The 15,133-nt window shown below is 61.0% G+C and carries 17 protein-coding genes; 9 read left to right on the top strand and 8 right to left on the bottom strand.

Going from position 1 to position 15,133, the window contains the following annotated elements; translation table 11 throughout:
- Window positions 1-291: 291 nt before the first annotated feature.
- The gene (gene tyrS, locus JNA92_RS24485; RefSeq protein WP_241807094.1) at window positions 292-1,491 is read right to left on the bottom strand and encodes a tyrosine--tRNA ligase; all 1,200 of its coding nucleotides are present in this window, start codon (window positions 1,489-1,491) and stop codon (window positions 292-294) included.
- A 217-nt stretch (window positions 1,492-1,708) separates the two neighbouring features.
- Here tyrS and JNA92_RS24480 point away from each other — a divergent pair, with 217 nt between their 5' ends.
- Both JNA92_RS24480 and JNA92_RS24475 read left to right on the top strand, forming a co-directional pair.
- Complete coding sequence (locus JNA92_RS24480; RefSeq protein ID WP_241807093.1) at window positions 1,709-3,127, top strand: peptidoglycan DD-metalloendopeptidase family protein; 1,419 nt, start codon at window positions 1,709-1,711, stop codon at window positions 3,125-3,127.
- A gap of 3 nt (window positions 3,128-3,130) precedes the next feature.
- Window positions 3,131-4,222 carry an anhydro-N-acetylmuramic acid kinase gene (locus tag JNA92_RS24475; protein ID WP_241807092.1) on the top strand — a complete coding sequence of 364 codons (1,092 nt, stop codon included), beginning with the start codon at window positions 3,131-3,133 and terminating at the stop codon, window positions 4,220-4,222.
- Between the two features lie 60 nt (window positions 4,223-4,282).
- Here JNA92_RS24475 and erpA read toward each other — a convergent pair whose 3' ends face one another.
- A complete protein-coding gene (gene erpA, locus JNA92_RS24470; protein WP_046787605.1) occupies window positions 4,283-4,633 on the bottom strand; it encodes an iron-sulfur cluster insertion protein ErpA in 351 nt (116 codons plus the stop codon).
- Between the two features lie 153 nt (window positions 4,634-4,786).
- Window positions 4,787-5,821 (bottom strand): N-acetyl-gamma-glutamyl-phosphate reductase, encoded by a 1,035-nt coding sequence (argC, locus tag JNA92_RS24465; protein WP_196997117.1) that lies wholly within the window; start codon window positions 5,819-5,821, stop codon window positions 4,787-4,789.
- A gap of 142 nt (window positions 5,822-5,963) precedes the next feature.
- Between argC and hemJ the strand changes: the two genes are divergently transcribed.
- The 6 genes from hemJ (at window position 5,964) to JNA92_RS24435 (ending at window position 10,395) form a co-directional block, all read left to right on the top strand.
- Window positions 5,964-6,389 (top strand): protoporphyrinogen oxidase HemJ, encoded by a 426-nt coding sequence (gene hemJ / locus JNA92_RS24460; RefSeq protein WP_241807091.1) that lies wholly within the window; start codon window positions 5,964-5,966, stop codon window positions 6,387-6,389.
- A 30-nt stretch (window positions 6,390-6,419) separates the two neighbouring features.
- Window positions 6,420-7,373: an NAD(P)H-dependent flavin oxidoreductase gene (locus tag JNA92_RS24455; protein ID WP_241807090.1), complete on the top strand. Its 954-nt coding sequence runs from the start codon at window positions 6,420-6,422 to the stop codon at window positions 7,371-7,373.
- Window positions 7,374-7,443: 70 nt separating this feature from the next.
- A complete protein-coding gene (locus JNA92_RS24450) occupies window positions 7,444-8,226 on the top strand; it encodes an SDR family NAD(P)-dependent oxidoreductase (protein WP_241807089.1) in 783 nt (260 codons plus the stop codon).
- Window positions 8,227-8,291: 65 nt separating this feature from the next.
- Window positions 8,292-8,630 (top strand): histidine triad nucleotide-binding protein, encoded by a 339-nt coding sequence (locus tag JNA92_RS24445; RefSeq protein WP_012316537.1) that lies wholly within the window; start codon window positions 8,292-8,294, stop codon window positions 8,628-8,630.
- Window positions 8,631-8,696: 66 nt separating this feature from the next.
- Entirely contained in the window at window positions 8,697-9,344 is a 648-nt protein-coding gene (gene coq7, locus JNA92_RS24440; RefSeq protein WP_012316538.1) for a 2-polyprenyl-3-methyl-6-methoxy-1,4-benzoquinone monooxygenase, read from the top strand.
- Between the two features lie 10 nt (window positions 9,345-9,354).
- Complete coding sequence (locus tag JNA92_RS24435) at window positions 9,355-10,395, top strand: DUF2157 domain-containing protein (protein WP_241807088.1); 1,041 nt, start codon at window positions 9,355-9,357, stop codon at window positions 10,393-10,395.
- A gap of 33 nt (window positions 10,396-10,428) precedes the next feature.
- On the opposite strand, the gene JNA92_RS24430 is transcribed toward JNA92_RS24435, so the two are convergent.
- Window positions 10,429-10,851 (bottom strand): OsmC family protein, encoded by a 423-nt coding sequence (locus JNA92_RS24430; RefSeq protein ID WP_004376171.1) that lies wholly within the window; start codon window positions 10,849-10,851, stop codon window positions 10,429-10,431.
- A 192-nt stretch (window positions 10,852-11,043) separates the two neighbouring features.
- On the opposite strand from JNA92_RS24430, the gene crp reads away from it, so the two are divergent.
- Window positions 11,044-11,688, top strand: coding sequence for a cAMP-activated global transcriptional regulator CRP (gene crp / locus JNA92_RS24425; protein ID WP_241807087.1), 645 nt, complete (start codon window positions 11,044-11,046; stop codon window positions 11,686-11,688).
- On the opposite strand, the gene JNA92_RS24420 is transcribed toward crp, so the two are convergent.
- The 4 genes from JNA92_RS24420 to JNA92_RS24405 are packed head-to-tail and all read right to left on the bottom strand — an operon-like array spanning window position 11,685 to window position 14,917.
- Window positions 11,685-12,389 carry a lipoate--protein ligase family protein gene (locus JNA92_RS24420; protein WP_241807086.1) on the bottom strand — a complete coding sequence of 235 codons (705 nt, stop codon included), beginning with the start codon at window positions 12,387-12,389 and terminating at the stop codon, window positions 11,685-11,687. The genes crp and JNA92_RS24420 overlap by 4 nt on opposite strands.
- A gap of 45 nt (window positions 12,390-12,434) precedes the next feature.
- Window positions 12,435-13,268: an indole-3-glycerol phosphate synthase TrpC gene (gene trpC, locus JNA92_RS24415; RefSeq protein WP_241807085.1), complete on the bottom strand. Its 834-nt coding sequence runs from the start codon at window positions 13,266-13,268 to the stop codon at window positions 12,435-12,437.
- Entirely contained in the window at window positions 13,265-14,314 is a 1,050-nt protein-coding gene (trpD, locus tag JNA92_RS24410) for an anthranilate phosphoribosyltransferase (protein WP_241807084.1), read from the bottom strand. Before trpD ends, trpC begins: the two co-directional genes overlap by 4 nt.
- A 9-nt stretch (window positions 14,315-14,323) precedes the next feature.
- Window positions 14,324-14,917 (bottom strand): aminodeoxychorismate/anthranilate synthase component II, encoded by a 594-nt coding sequence (locus JNA92_RS24405; RefSeq protein ID WP_241807083.1) that lies wholly within the window; start codon window positions 14,915-14,917, stop codon window positions 14,324-14,326.
- Between the last annotated feature and the right edge of the window lie 216 nt (window positions 14,918-15,133).

Genomic DNA, 15,133 nt, shown 5'->3' with positions numbered 1-15,133 from the left:
TTCGATCTCTCGTAGCGGGAGGCGAATAATACAGCGTTTAGAAGCGCTGTCAACCACCATTTCAACCGCTATCGATCAGATGACCGAAGCACCTCCAGCACTACCTGGATTAAGCAACTCATTGAATCCCAAGGAGTTTCTCGTTCCGACTACGCTGGAAGTGGGGCGCATTATAAGGGGATTCGAGAACGCGTCAAGGCTTAATTCCAATAAACTTCACCATCGCTTCAAAACAAAGCGGGGAGGCCTGTCGGCCTCCCCGCTTCTATATATAGCTACACCACCAGGCACTCACTCCGCCTTGAGCGTAACCCGGGCAAACGCCTTCTTGCCCGCCTGACACACATGAGTGGCGCCAATCGCAAACATGAAGTCACGTTCAACCACCGCACCATCGACCTTTACCGCACCGCCATTGAGCAGATCGCGCGCCATCGCCGAGTTTTTCACCAGGCCTGCACGGTTCAATACAGCAGCGATCGGCAGGTCTTCGGCCGCTGCCACCTCGATCTCAGGCAGATCTTCCGGCAACTCACCCTCTTTCATGCGATTACCCGCCGCGCGGTGGGCGTTGGCAGCCGCCTCTTCACCATGGAAACGCGCAACGATTTCTTCCGCCAGCTTGATTTTGATGTCGCGCGGGTTCGCACCATTGGCCACATCGGCACGCAACTGCTCGATCTCTTCCATGGAGCGGAAGCTCAGCAACTCGAAGTAACGCCACATCAGCGTGTCCGGGATCGACACCAGCTTGCTGTACATCACCCCAGGGGCTTCCTGGATACCGACATAATTGCCCAGCGACTTGGACATTTTCTTCACGCCGTCCAGCCCTTCGAGCAGCGGCATGGTCACGATGCACTGCGCTTCCTGGCCGTAAGCGCGCTGCAACTCGCGCCCCATCAGCAAGTTGAACTTCTGGTCGGTACCACCGAGTTCCACGTCAGCCTTGAGGGCTACCGAGTCATACCCCTGCACCAGCGGGTAGAGGAATTCATGAATGGCAATCGGCTGGTTGGTGGTGTAGCGCTTGTCGAAGTCGTCGCGCTCAAGCATACGCGCCACCGTGTACTGCGACGCCAGGCGAATGAAATCAGCCGGTGTCAGCTTGTCCATCCAGGTGGAGTTGAACGCGACCTCGGTCTTGGCCGGGTCGAGAATCTTGAACACCTGCTGCTTGTAGGTCTCGGCGTTATCCAGCACCTGCTCACGCGTCAGCGGCGGGCGAGTCGCACTTTTGCCGCTGGGATCACCGATCATTCCGGTGAAGTCACCGATCAGGAAGATGACCTGATGACCCAGCTCCTGGAACTGGCGCAGCTTGTTGATCAGCACGGTGTGCCCCAAGTGCAGGTCAGGCGCGGTCGGGTCGAAACCTGCTTTGATACGCAGAGGCTGGCCGCGCTTGAGCTTCTCCACCAGTTCCGACTCGACCAACACTTCTTCCGCACCGCGCTTGATAAGCGCCAGCTGCTCTTCAACCGACTTCATAGACAGACCCGCAAGGCTCAGATTCAAGGGGAGCCAACCATACAAGATCGGCCATCAAATACAAGTTTCGCAACGGAATGTGACCTGACCGCAGCCTCGCGGCGTCTACGCGCCCTTGCGTGAAAATGGATTTGGTTATATTTTATACAGTTATTTCATCTTCATCATGTCATTCATCTTTTCCATATTCACTTTTCTTCAAAAAGTCACCTTACCTATGACCGACGAAACGCCTAAAGCGCCCCCGCTTTATCCGAAAACCCACCTGCTGGCCGCCAGCGGCATCGCCGCCCTGCTCAGCCTGGCTCTGCTGGTATTTCCGTCCAGCGAAGTCGAAGCCAAAAAGACTACCCTCAGCCTCGAACTGGAAAGCCCGGCGGAGCAACTCAAGGGTGAGTCCGCCGCCGCGCCACTGGTGCAGACCCAAGCCGATCAAGGTTCACCTTTCGCGCAAATCGAAGGTGCCGATAGCAAAACCGAGCAAGCTTCCCAAGGGCTTCCGGCCCTGGAGCAAAAACCAAAAGCCACAACGCCTGGGCATCGCGAAGTCACCGTGGCGCGTGGCGATACACTGTCCACCGTGTTCGAAAAAGTCGGCCTGCCCGCCAATGCGGTACACGACCTGCTGGCCAGCAGCAAGCAGGCCAAGCAATTCAGCCAACTCAAGCACGGCCAGGTTTTGCAGTTCGAGCTCGATAAGGACGGCCAATTGGCCAGCCTGCAAAGCAAGGTCAGCACCCTCGAAACCATCCGCCTGACGAAGACCGCCAAGGGTTATACCTTCGACCGCGAAATCAGCAAACCTCTGGTACGTACCGCGTACGCCCACGGCGTGATCAAAAGTTCGTTGTCGGCCTCGGCCCAGCGTGCCGGGCTGTCGCATAGCCTGACCATGGACATGGCCAAGGTACTGGGCTATGACATCGACTTCGCGCAGGACATCCGCCAGGGTGACGAATTCGACGTGGTCTACGAGCAGAAGGTCCTGGATGGCAAGGTGGTTGGCACAGGCAACATCCTGTCTGCCCGCTTCACCAACCGTGGCAAGACCTACACGGCGGTGCGCTACACCAACAAGCAGGGCAACACCAGCTACTACACAGCCGATGGCAACAGCCTGCGCAAGGCGTTCATCCGCACCCCCGTGGACTTTGCTCGTATCAGCTCGCGGTTTTCCGCAGGCCGCAAGCACCCGATCCTGAACAAGATCCGTGCACACAAGGGTGTCGACTATGCCGCGCCACGCGGCACACCGATCAAAGCAGCCGGTGACGGCCGCATCGAACTGGCCGGCCGTCGCGGTGGGTACGGCAACACAGTGATCATCGCCCACGGCAACAGGTACAAGACCCTCTACGGGCACATGCAGGGCTTTGCCAAAGGCATCAAGACCGGCAGCAGCGTGAAGCAGGGGCAGATCATCGGTTATATCGGCACCACCGGCCTGTCCACGGGCCCGCACCTGCACTATGAGTTCCAGGTCAATGGCGTCCACGTCGACCCGCTGAGCCAGAAGGTACCGATGGCCGACCCGATCGCCAAGGCCGAGCGCCAGCGGTTCCTGCAGCAAAGCAAGCCACTGATCGCACGCATGGATCAGGAAAAGGCCACCATGCTCGCAGCGAACAAGCGCTGATCCATGGCGCTCTACCTGGGAGTAATGTCTGGCACCAGCCTCGACGGGCTGGACATTGCCCTGATCGAACAAGGCGAGCGGCTGGAGCTGCTCGCCACCCATTACCTGCCGATGCCCGCCGAGCTGCGTCAGCAACTGCTTGCCCTTTGCGCCAGCGGCCCTGACGAAATCGCACGTGCAGCATTGGCGGAAAACCACTGGGCCAGCCTGGCCGCAGAAGGCATACAGCAGTTGCTGAAAAAGCAGGGGCTGCAGCCTGCCGCCATCCGCGCCATCGGCAGCCATGGCCAGACCATCCGCCACGAGCCTGCCCGGGGTTTTACTGTGCAGATCGGCAACCCGGCATTGCTTGCCGAGCTCACCGGGATCGCAGTGGTAGCCGATTTCCGCCGGCGCGATGTGGCGGCTGGCGGCCAAGGCGCGCCTCTGGTGCCTGCGTTTCATGAAACCCTGTTCGCCCATCTTGGCCAGCGGCTGGCAGTGCTCAACGTGGGCGGCTTCAGCAACCTCAGCCTGATCGAGCACGACAAGCCGGTCCACGGCTTCGACTGTGGCCCCGGCAATGTCCTGCTGGATGCCTGGATCGAGCGTAAGCGCGGTCAGGCTTATGACGCCGACGGCGCCTGGGCGGCCAGTGGCGTGGCCCAGACCGATTTGCTGAACGCGTTGCTGAGTGATCCTTTCTTCGTCGGCAGCGGGCCGAAGAGTACAGGCCGCGAAGTGTTCAACATGGTCTGGCTGGATGGCCATCTCGCTCGTATGCCGCATTATCGCGACGAGGATGTCCAGGCCACACTGCTTGAACTGACGGCGCGAACCATCACTGAGTCCTTGCGTAATGCACAGCAAGGCACAGAAGCACTGCTTGTCTGTGGAGGCGGTGCACGCAACGGTGCATTGATGGCTCGCCTTGACGCGCTGCTACCCGATACCCGGGTCACCAGCACCCAGGCATATGGCGTAGACCCAGACTGGGTCGAGGGTATGGCATTTGCCTGGCTGGCGCATTGCTGCCTGGAAGGCATCGCTGCCAACCGCCCCAGCGTTACGGCAGCGAAGGGGCTCCGGGTGCTGGGCGCGATCTACCCAGCCTGACCTTGCAACCGCCAACGAAAACGCCGCGCGAATGCGCGGCGTTTGTTGTACTACCGGGCTTCAGATCGAGAAGGAAGATCCACAGCCACAGGTGGTAGCGGCATTCGGGTTCTTGATCACGAAGCGCGAACCCTCAAGACCTTCCTGGTAATCCACCTCCGCGCCCGCCAGATACTGGAAGCTCATGGGATCTACCACCAGGGATACACCTTCGCGCTCGACGATGGTGTCATCTTCGGCCACATCTTCATCGAAGGTGAAGCCGTACTGGAAACCCGAGCAGCCGCCACCGGTCACGAAAACCCGCAGTTTCAGACGATCATTGCCTTCCTCGCAAACCAGAGTCTTCACCTTTTGCGCGGCGCCGTGAGTGAATTCCAAAGCCGTGGGGGTGAAGGTTTCGACGCTCATGTTGATTCTCCCGGCGCAGTAGCCGCCATAAAACTCGATGACGCGCATTATCCGCTTCTCCGAGAAAATCGGTCAACAATTCGTAAGCCGCAAGTGACAAGCTACAAGCTGAACGCAGTACGCTCACTTGCAGCTTGTGCCTTGCCGGCGGTGTCAGGGCAGCAGGCCGGCATGGGACAGGCCCATGCGCTCGTCCAGGCCAAACAGTATGTTCAGGTTCTGCACCGCCTGGCCTGATGCGCCCTTGACCAGGTTGTCGATGACCGACAGCACGACCACAAGGTCACCACCTTGCGGGCGATGAACCGCAATACGGCATACGTTGGCACCGCGAACGCTACGGGTTTCCGGGTGACTGCCCGCTGGCATCACGTCGACGAACGGCTCGTCTGCGTAGCGCTTCTCGAACAGTGCCTGCAGGTCGACCGACTTATCGGCAACCGTCGCGTACAGGGTCGAGTGAATGCCGCGGATCATCGGGGTCAGATGCGGCACGAAGGTAAGACCAATATCCGTGCCCGCAGCCAGGCGCAGGCCTTGGCTGATTTCCGGCAGGTGACGGTGGCCCTTGACCGCGTAGGCCTTCATGCTCTCGCCAGCCTCACAGAACAGCGACCCCACGGCGGCACCACGGCCGGCGCCACTGACACCCGACTTGCAATCGGCGATCAGGCGCGACGGGTCGGCCAGACCTGCTTCGAGCAGTGGCAGGAAGCCCAACTGGGTAGCGGTCGGGTAGCAGCCCGGCACAGCGATCAGGCGCGCCTGGCGAATTTTCTCACGATTGACTTCAGGCAGGCCGTAAACCGCATCCTTGAGCAACTCCGGCGCGCCGTGCGGCTGACCGTACCATTTCGCCCACTCGGCAGCGTCCTGCAGGCGGAAGTCGGCGGACAGGTCAATGACCTTGGTTCCGGCAGCCAGCAACTCGCCGGCCAGGGCGTGCGCGACACCGTGCGGGGTGGCGAAGAAGACCACGTCGCAGGCTGACAGGGCCTTGCTGTCCGGCACACTGAAAGCCAGGCCGTCATAGTGGCCGCGCAGGTTCGGATACATGTCGGCGACCGCTACGCCCGCCTCGGAACGCGAAGTGATGACCGCCACTTCGGCCTGTGGATGCTGTGCCAGCAGACGCAACAGTTCGACGCCGGTGTAACCCGTGCCGCCGACGATACCGACCTTGATCATAACGCTTGCCCCTTATCAACGAGCCGTCTGGAAAGCGCACGATGATAGGGGCGCAAGGCGCCTGTAACAACTCTTCGGGTGACCCTTCGGGCGCTTGGCCTCTACTATCTGACGACCGTGAATACCTGAAGGAACTCTCTCCATGCTTTACCTATGGATAAAAGCGCTGCACATCGTCAGCGTGGTCTGCTGGTTCGCCGGCCTGTTCTATCTGCCCCGGCTGTTCGTCTACCACGCCCAAAGCCAGGACAGCATCAGCCGGGACCGCTTCGTTACCATGGAGCGCAAGCTGTACCGCGGCATAATGAACCCGGCGATGATTGCCACCTACGTGTTCGGCGCCTGGATGCTCTATCTCACACCGGGCTGGCTGAGCCAAGGCTGGCTGCACGCCAAATTGACACTGGTAATTCTGCTCACCGGCTACCATCACATGTGCGGCGCCCAACGCAAACGCTTTGCCAACGGCGCCAACACGCGCAGCCACGTTTACTACCGCTGGTTCAACGAAGTACCCGTGCTGTTCCTGCTGGGCATCGTGATCCTTGTGGTGGTCAAACCGTTCTGACGTTGAACGCACTGTTCAGGAGCTTCGCCCATGTCCCTGCCTGCTTCGCTCGAACAACGCCTGCGCTTGCCCGTGGTGGTGGCGCCGATGTTCCTGATCTCCAATCCCCAGCTAGTCCTGGCCTGCTGCGGCAATGGCGTGGTCGGCAGCTTTCCGGCTTTGAACCAGCGCGACAGTGCCGGCTTCAAAGGCTGGCTCGAGGAGATCGAAGCAGGCCTTGGGCAGCTGCAAACGCCAGCCCCTTATGCGGTGAATCTGATCGTCCACCCATCCAACCCGCGCCTGCAGGCTGACCTAGCCCTGTGTGTCGAGCATCAGGTGCCTATAGTCATCACCAGTCTGGGCGCGGTGAAGGAAGTCGTGGATGCCGTACACGGCTATGGCGGCCTGGTGTTCCATGATGTGACCACCCGGCGTCACGCTGAAAAAGCTGAACAGGCCGGCGTCGATGGCCTTATCGCAGTGGCGGCAGGTGCAGGCGGGCATGCGGGCACCTGGAGCCCGTTCGCCCTTGTGGCCGAAATCCGCCAGTTTTTCGACAAGACACTGCTATTGGCCGGCTGCATCAACCACGGCCATGAAATACTCGCTGCCCAGTTGCTTGGCGCAGACCTGGCCTACATGGGTACTCGCTTCATCGCTACCCGGGAGAGCCAAGCCCAAGAGGCCTATAAACAGATGCTGCTCGGCGCGCATGCAGCGGACATCGTCCATACCCCAGCGGTGTCCGGCATACCAGCCAGTTTTTTGCGTCAGAGCCTCGAACAGGCCGGGTACGACATGGCCGCACTGAAGGCCGGCCAGGAGCAGGGCAAACTCAAGCCAATCGATGATGAAGCCAAGGCCTGGAAGACAGTATGGTCTGCCGGGCAAGGCGTCGGAGATATCCATGACCTGCCCGGCGCCGCCGCACTGATCGAACGCCTGCACGGCGAATACAAAGCAGCCCTGGAGCGCAGCCAGGCGTTACGCGCCAAGGCCTAGCAGCAAAAGGCAACACCTGGCCTGGCCACGCTGTACACTAGGCGCCCTCTCTAGCCCTCAGGAGCCTTGCATGACCCGTTACGCCATGATCACTGGTGCTTCCAGCGGCCTGGGCTTGGCCCTGGCGGAAGCGCTGGCGCGGCGCGGGCGCAATCTGATCCTGGTGGCACGCAATCGCGAAACCCTTGAACCGGTTGCCATAGAGCTGACCCAGCGCTTCGGCGTCGAAGTGCTGCTACGCGCCTGCGACCTCAGCCAGCCACTGCGCCTGTCCGGTTTCGTACTCGAACTGGAAGAGGGCGAGCGGCGCATCGACCTGTTGGTCAACTGCGCCGGCCAGCGTACCTATGGCCCGTTTCTCGCCCACGAATGGGCAGACGAGCAAGACCTGCTGGAGGTGAACATTCTCGCCATGAGCCGCCTGTGCCACGCCATCGGCAACCTCATGGCAGTACAGGGTGGTGGGCAGATCCTCAACGTCGCCGGCCTGGCCGCCATAGCGCCAGGCCCCTGGATGGCCACCTATGCCGCCAGCAAGGCCTATGTGATGCATTTCACCGAAGCCCTGCGCGAAGAGCTCAAGCCCACAGGCATCAAGGTTTCAGTGCTTTGCCCCGGGCCTGTGCGCTCTTCGCGCCGGCCTATTCCCAGGCTAGAAGGCAGCAGCCGCTGCCTCAGCCCCGAAGAAGTAGCGCTGTACACCGTGCGCGCACTGGCGAAGAACCGGGCGCTGATCATGCCGGTTCGCCGCAACCGCTGGCTGGCATTCGCCCCACGTCTGTTGCCCCGCTGGTTGTCGCGCAAGCTTGCAGGCTTCATCCACCGCCGTTACTGCCCGGTCGGAATGGAATAGCCCACTGGGCGAGCGGCGCCTGGCTAAGTACACTCGGCCAGGACCCTCACCATGGAGCAAGTGCTGTGGACGATTTATTCATCAAGATCATCAACCGGGAAATCCCGGCGAAGATCATCTACGAGGACGACCAGGTTCTGGCGTTCCACGACATCGCGCCCCAGGCGCCGGTGCATTTTCTGGTCATCCCGAAAAAACACATCCGTACGCTCAATGACCTGACCGAAGAGGACAAGGGCCTGGCTGGCCACATCCTGTTCACCGCCCAGCGCCTGGCCAAGGAACTGGGTTGCGAGGATGGCTTCCGCGTGGTCATGAACTGCAACGAGCAAGGTGGCCAGACCGTCTACCACATCCACATGCATGTGCTCGGCCAGCGCCAGATGCACTGGCCACCGGGCTGACCCAAGGCAAGCCCACCCCGGGCGATTGAGGTAAACTGTCGGGCATCACTTCAGCGGAGGTGCCCGATGGCTACCGAACGTCACTACTCGCCGCTCGACCGCTTGTTGCTGCAGGCCGATACCGCCATGCGCACCTTGCTGCCCTTCAGCGGCCAACCCTCCCGGCCGTCCCCGGCCATTGTCCAGCCGGACGTCGAACTCGACGAAAGCCAGACTCGCCACATTGCCGGGCTCATGCGCATCAACCATACCGGAGAGGTCTGCGCCCAGGCGCTGTACCAAGGCCAGGCCCTGACCGCCAAACTGCCTCAGGTGCGCAAGGCGATGGAACATGCGGCCGAGGAAGAAATTGACCACCTGGCCTGGTGCGAACAGCGCATCCGTCAGCTGGGCAGCCACCCCAGCGTGCTCAATCCATTGTTCTACGGCATGTCGTTCGGCATCGGCGCGCTCGCCGGCATGGTCAGCGACAAGGTCAGCCTGGGCTTCGTCGCCGCCACCGAGCATCAGGTGTGCAAACACCTCGACGAACACCTGGAGCAGATCCCCCATGAGGACGAAAAGTCCCGTGCCATTCTCGAGCAGATGCGCGTCGACGAAGAGCAGCACGCCGATTCGGCCCTTGAAGCAGGTGGCTATCGCTTCCCCGCGCCGGTACGCTTCGGCATGAGCATGCTGGCCAAGGTCATGACCAAGAGCACTTACCGCATCTAAGGGCACGCCAATGACGGACCGTATCGACGCCAAGGACCTGGCGCGCGCCGTACAAGCAGGCATTCTCCAGCCGGGCCAGGACAAGGCTCTGCTGGACTTCCTGCACCAGCAGCCGGTAACTCGTGGCAGCTTGCAGCTGGCGCACGTCGCCTTCTACTTCGGCGCCCTACTGATCATGGGGGCGATGGGCTGGCTGCTGACCGAGGCCTGGATGCGAATCGGTGATTGGGCGCTGCTGGCCATCGCCATCCTTTACATCGGCCTTCTCACCCTGTTCGCCCTCACCCTGCAAAAACGCCAGCAACCTATCGCCTCTGGCGTCTTGGCGGCGGTCGCGGTAAGCATCGTGCCCTTGGCAGTCTTTGCCATCGAACGCCTGGCCGGCTGGTGGCCATTGGACGATCGGCAAACGGACTATCACCAGTACTACACCTATGTGCAGGGCGGCTGGCTGATGATGGAGGCGGCCACGGTAGTCGCCGGTTTGCTGATGCTGCGCCTGATCCCCTACCCGTTTATCGTCATGCCGATTGCCGTGGCCTTGTGGTTCATGTCGATGGACCTAAGCGAGTGGGTGTTCGGCTCACCGTTCAGCTGGGAACAGCGGCGCACGGTTTCGCTGTGGTTCGGGCTTGGGCTGCTGCTGGTGTTTCTGGTGGTCGACGGGCGCACGCGTGAGGATTACGCCCACTGGGGTTACCTGGCCGGGCTGGCAGCGTTCTGGGGTGGGCTGACGCTGGTCGAAAGCGACAGCGAGCTGGGTAAGGCATTGTACTGCTTGATCAACCTGGGGCTGATGGCCATGGCGGTGCTGCTGCGCCGGCCAGTGTTCATGGTCTTCGGGGCCCTGGGGGTGGCTGCTTACCTGGGTTATCTGTCGTACGAGGTGTTTGCCGATTCGCTGCTGTTCCCTGTGGTGCTGACCTTGATCGGGCTCGGGGTCATCGCCCTGGGGCTGGGTTATCAAAAGCGCCGGGAGCACCTCAGCCAGTCATTGAGGCGTTGCGTGCCCCGTTGGCTGGTGGTGGCTCTCCCAGCGTTGCGCAATTGATGGCCGTCGGGGCCGCCTTGCGGCCCTGAAGTCTTACCCCAGCTCAACGATCTCGTAACCGTGGGTGATTTCCACACCCGCCCGCTCCAGCATGATCGACGCCGAGCAATATTTCTCCGCCGACAGCTCCACCGCACGCTTGACCTGAGCCTCTTTCAGCCCACGCCCTTTGACCACGAAGTTCATGTGTATCTTGGTAAACACCTTCGGATCTTCGCTGGCGCGCTCGGCTTCAAGGAAGGCTTCGCAGCTTTCCACCGCTTGGCGCGATTTCTTCAGGATGCTCACTACATCGAAGCTGCTGCAGCCACCCAGGCCGAGCAGGAGCATTTCCATCGGGCGCACGCCCAGGTTGCGGCCCCCAGCCTCGGGCGGGCCGTCCATCACCACCACATGGCCGCTCCCCGATTCGCCAAGGAACATCGCTTCACCGGCCCATTGGATGCGTGCCTTCATCTGTCCGTACTCCTGGATCTAGCAAAAAGGGTGTCAGCTTAAGCCTTGTGTGGCTGTCGGAAAAGCTCCACAGGTTCGGCATTTGTGCCGAAACATCTTGCAGTGTCTGATAAGCTGGCGCCAATTGACTGACGCGTCATGTCAGCCAACTCCCCACCAGAGCCCATGGGTCGTATCGAACAGGATTTCGTGATGGTTGCCTCAGCCCTACCCGCCAAGATCAAGAACATCGACAAGCTGCTGATGCACTGCCAGCGCCGCCGCTACACCGCCAAGAGCAATATCATCTGTGCTGGTGACCGAGCCGAAACGCTGTCGTTCATCATCAAAGGCTCGGTCACCATCCTCATTGAGGATGACGAAGGCCACGAGATGATCATCGCCTACCTCAACAGTGGCGATTTCTTCGGCGAACTGGGTTTGTTCGAACCCGCCGGCAGCGATCAGCAGCGCAGCGCCTGGGTGCGCGCCAAGACAGAGTGCGAAGTCGCCGAGATCAGTTACGACAAGTTTCGCGACCTGGCCCGCCAGGACCCGGAGATTCTCTACTCTCTCGGCAGCCAGATGGCCCAGCGCCTGCGTAACACCACACGCAAGGTCGGCGACCTGGCCTTCTTCGATGTTACCGGCCGGGTCGCCCGCTGCCTGCTGGACCTGTGCAAACAGCCAGATGCCATGACCCACCCGGACGGCATGCAAATCAAGATCACCCGCCAGGAAATTGGCCGTATCGTCGGCTGCTCGCGGGAAATGGTCGGCCGCGTGCTCAAGGACCTCGAGGAACGCAGCCTGGTCCAGGTCAAGGGCAAGACCATGGTGGTTTACGGTACGCGTTAATCCTTGGGCAACGCTGCAAGTACTTCCCTGTACGCCTGCGAAAGGCGCTCGAACCACGGCACAGCGGGCGCCACTTCGTGCAGGGCTATATGGCTGTCGGCCCGGCAGCGCTGCTCGAGCTCGCAACATTCATTGAACAGATTGACCGCCGCGACCATGGACTCGCGCTCGTTATCCAGCAACAACGCACCATGCACCAGCACCACAGGCCGTTTTCCACCCAGCCCCTGGCGCCAACGTTGGGCAGTACCCACCAGTTTGCGGCCATTGAGGTTGACGTTGTAGCGGCCATCGCAGAAGGCCCCGTCGATCTCGCCTACCGAAGCCACACCACCCCACTCGCGCAGCACGTCGCACAACGGCAGGCAGAGCCGTTCATAGGCGTTCTCGATACGGCCATGGTCGCCTTCGCTGCGGGGAGCTACGTAGACCAGCGCCACATTCACCGTCGAATGCGACTGAGGCACCGGTTCACCACCGGTTTCACGCAGCAGCACTGGCCAGCCCGCGATCGCCAATTCCGAGCAGGCTGCCTCGAAGTTGTCCAGGCGGCTCATGCGCCGAGGCATGACCAGCGCATGATCCGTCGGGCGCCAGAACAGCACACCACTCTCGGCTTCGCCACGACAGACTGCAGCCAAAAGATCTTGCTCGGCGCGCAGGCCCTGCTCGACGGTAAGGGCCAGGGGTTGATCGGTCATTGATCCACCTTAGATAAAGCCGGCGATTGCCGGCTTCAACGTTGCTTAGTCCAGATGCTGAACAGTCTTCTTCACTTGTTCAGGGAAGAACAACCGCTGCAATTCCAGCCCCGGCTGCTCGGCCCGCATGAACGCCTCGCCCACCAGGAACGAATAAACGTCATTGATTTCCATGAGCTCGACATCAGCACGGTTGAGGATGCCACTCTCGGTGATGGCCAGGCGATCGCGGGGGATGCGTGGCAGCAGGTCGAGAGTGGTTTCCAGGCTGACGTCAAAGGTATGCAGGTTGCGGTTGTTGACACCCACCAGCGGGGTATCAAGGGTGTTCAACGCGCGCTCCAACTCATCACCGTCATGTACTTCGACCAGCACATCGAGGCCGACGTCCTTGGCGGTAGTAGCCAGCTCGGCCATCCTGACGTCATCGAGCGCCGACACGATCAACAGCACGCAGTCTGCACCCAAGGCGCGTGCTTCGATGATCTGATAAGGGTCGACCATGAAATCCTTGCGGATCACCGGCAGCGAAACGGCGGTGCGAGCCTGCTGCAGGTACTCATCGGCCCCTTGGAAGTAGTCCACGTCGGTCAGCACCGACAGGCAAGTCGCCCCGCCCTTTTCGTAGCTGACGGCAATTTCCGACGGGACGAAGTTCTCGCGGATCACACCCTTGCTCGGCGAGGCCTTCTTGATTTCGGCAATCACCGCTGGCTGCTTGCGCTTGGCCTGCTCGATCAGGGCATTGGCAAACCCACGCGGGGCATCCGCCTCCTTGGCCAGGCGCTCCATTTCGGCGAGGCTGACGCGCGCGCTGCGCTCTGCCACTTCCTGGAACTTGCGGGCAATGATCCTTTCCAGCACCGTCGGGACACTCATGCTTCGTTCTCCACCTTGAATACCGCTGTAAAGGCACCCAGCTCCTGCAGCTTTTCCCACGCCAGCCCTGTGTGCAGCACATCGTGCGCCAGATCCACACCCGCCTTCAGGCTCATGGCGTGGTCAGCGGCGTACAACGCAGCGCCCGCGTTGAGCACTATCATCTCGGCAGCCTTCTGGCCGTTATCGGTCTTGCGCCGGCCCAGTGCATCACGGATCAACTCCAGCGATGCCTGTGGATTTTCGACTGCCAGACCATGCAGGCTCTGGCTCTTCATGCCAAGGTCTTCAGGCTCGACCCAGTACTCGCTGATCTGGTCGTTCTTCAGTTCGGCGACAAAGGTAGGCGCGGCCAGGCTGAACTCGTCCAGGCCATCCTTGGAATGCACGACCAGCACATGCTTGCTGCCCAGGCGTTGCAGCACTTCAGCCAGCGGGCGGCACAAGGCCTGGCTGAACACGCCGACCACCTGGTGTTTCACCCCAGCCGGATTCGTAAGCGGGCCGAGCATGTTGAACAGGGTACGCAGGCCCAGGTCGCGGCGCGGGCCTGCGGCATGTTTCATGGCTGTGTGATGGCTCTGCGCGAACATGAAGCCAATGCCGAGGCTGTCAATGCAACGCCCCACTTGGGTAGGCGTGAGGTTCAGGTAGATGCCCGCAGCTTCCAGCAGGTCCGCACTGCCGCTCTTGCCGGAAACCGCGCGGTTGCCATGTTTGGCCACGCTGCAACCCGCCGCCGCCAGGACGAACGCGGAAGCGGTGGAAACGTTGAAGATGTTGGCGCCATCACCGCCCGTGCCGACGATATCGACCACGCCATCTAGGCTTTTGAGCTCGACCTTGTCAGCCAGCTCACGCATGACCGAGACCGCGCCAACGATCTCGTCGATGCTTTCGCTCTTCATGCGCATGCCCATCAGGAAGGCACCGATCTGCGCCTCGCTGCACTGGCCGGTCATGATCTGGCGCATCACATCGCGCATTTCTTCGGTAGAGAGGTCCAGGTGGCCGACAATACGGCTCAACGCGCTCTTGATATCCATGCTCGGTCCTTAGCGGCGGCCGCCGGTCTGCTTGAGGAAGTTGGCGAACAGCTCGTGGCCCTGCTCGGTCAGGATGGACTCGGGGTGGAACTGCACCCCTTCTATATTCAGTGTCTTGTGGCGCAGGCCCATGATCTCGTCGACCGAACCGTCGTCATGTGCGGTCCAGGCTGTCACCTCCAGGCACTCTGGCAGGGTCTCGCGCTTGACCACCAGGGAATGGTAGCGGGTCACGGTGAGCGGGTTGTTGAGGCCGGCGAACACGCCCAGGTCGCGGTGATACACCGGGCTGGTCTTGCCATGCATCACCTGGCGGGCACGCACGACATCGCCGCCAAACGCCTGGCCGATCGATTGGTGGCCCAGGCAAACCCCAAGGATCGGCAGCTTGCCGGCGAAATGCAGGATGGCCTCGATGGACACACCGGCTTCGCTCGGCGTGCAAGGGCCGGGGGAGACCACGATCCGTTCAGGGTTGAGGGCTTCGATCTCGGCAACGGTGATTTCGTCGTTGCGAATGACGTTGACCTCGGCACCCAACTCGCCAAGGTACTGGACGACGTTGTAAGTGAATGAGTCGTAATTGTCGATCATCAGTAACATCAGGCTAAACCTCTAGAATCTACTGACTTTAAAAGTCGAACCTTCCTACACCATAAACAGACACGGCGTTGCCACTAAGGGCGCTCGGACACGGACAGGAAGGCAAACGGGGGCGGGCCGGGCAGGCCGGCAAGAGATAAAGTCAGGCGCGCCAACGCCAACGGGCGTGGGCCTTGATAACGCGCATCAAGAGTTTGCTGACGATCAACACGGGAT

Origin of the sequence: Pseudomonas putida, assembly GCF_022627325.1 — a bacterium.
GTDB lineage: Bacteria > Pseudomonadota > Gammaproteobacteria > Pseudomonadales > Pseudomonadaceae > Aquipseudomonas > Aquipseudomonas putida_X.
Note: the sequence above shows the minus strand (reverse complement) of the source record. Positions and strands in the feature narration are given on the sequence as shown.

Coding starts and splice junctions, on each gene's coding strand:
- tyrS (WP_241807094.1), bottom strand. CDS start 1,491: ATGAAGTCGGTTGAAGAGCAGCTGGCGCTTATCAAGCGCGGTGCGGAA.
- JNA92_RS24480 (WP_241807093.1), top strand. CDS start 1,709: ATGACCGACGAAACGCCTAAAGCGCCCCCGCTTTATCCGAAAACCCAC.
- JNA92_RS24475 (WP_241807092.1), top strand. CDS start 3,131: ATGGCGCTCTACCTGGGAGTAATGTCTGGCACCAGCCTCGACGGGCTG.
- erpA (WP_046787605.1), bottom strand. CDS start 4,633: ATGAGCGTCGAAACCTTCACCCCCACGGCTTTGGAATTCACTCACGGC.
- argC (WP_196997117.1), bottom strand. CDS start 5,821: ATGATCAAGGTCGGTATCGTCGGCGGCACGGGTTACACCGGCGTCGAA.
- hemJ (WP_241807091.1), top strand. CDS start 5,964: ATGCTTTACCTATGGATAAAAGCGCTGCACATCGTCAGCGTGGTCTGC.
- JNA92_RS24455 (WP_241807090.1), top strand. CDS start 6,420: ATGTCCCTGCCTGCTTCGCTCGAACAACGCCTGCGCTTGCCCGTGGTG.
- JNA92_RS24450 (WP_241807089.1), top strand. CDS start 7,444: ATGACCCGTTACGCCATGATCACTGGTGCTTCCAGCGGCCTGGGCTTG.
- coq7 (WP_012316538.1), top strand. CDS start 8,697: ATGGCTACCGAACGTCACTACTCGCCGCTCGACCGCTTGTTGCTGCAG.
- JNA92_RS24435 (WP_241807088.1), top strand. CDS start 9,355: ATGACGGACCGTATCGACGCCAAGGACCTGGCGCGCGCCGTACAAGCA.
- JNA92_RS24430 (WP_004376171.1), bottom strand. CDS start 10,851: ATGAAGGCACGCATCCAATGGGCCGGTGAAGCGATGTTCCTTGGCGAA.
- crp (WP_241807087.1), top strand. CDS start 11,044: ATGGTTGCCTCAGCCCTACCCGCCAAGATCAAGAACATCGACAAGCTG.
- JNA92_RS24420 (WP_241807086.1), bottom strand. CDS start 12,389: ATGACCGATCAACCCCTGGCCCTTACCGTCGAGCAGGGCCTGCGCGCC.
- trpC (WP_241807085.1), bottom strand. CDS start 13,268: ATGAGTGTCCCGACGGTGCTGGAAAGGATCATTGCCCGCAAGTTCCAG.
- trpD (WP_241807084.1), bottom strand. CDS start 14,314: ATGGATATCAAGAGCGCGTTGAGCCGTATTGTCGGCCACCTGGACCTC.
- JNA92_RS24405 (WP_241807083.1), bottom strand. CDS start 14,917: ATGTTACTGATGATCGACAATTACGACTCATTCACTTACAACGTCGTC.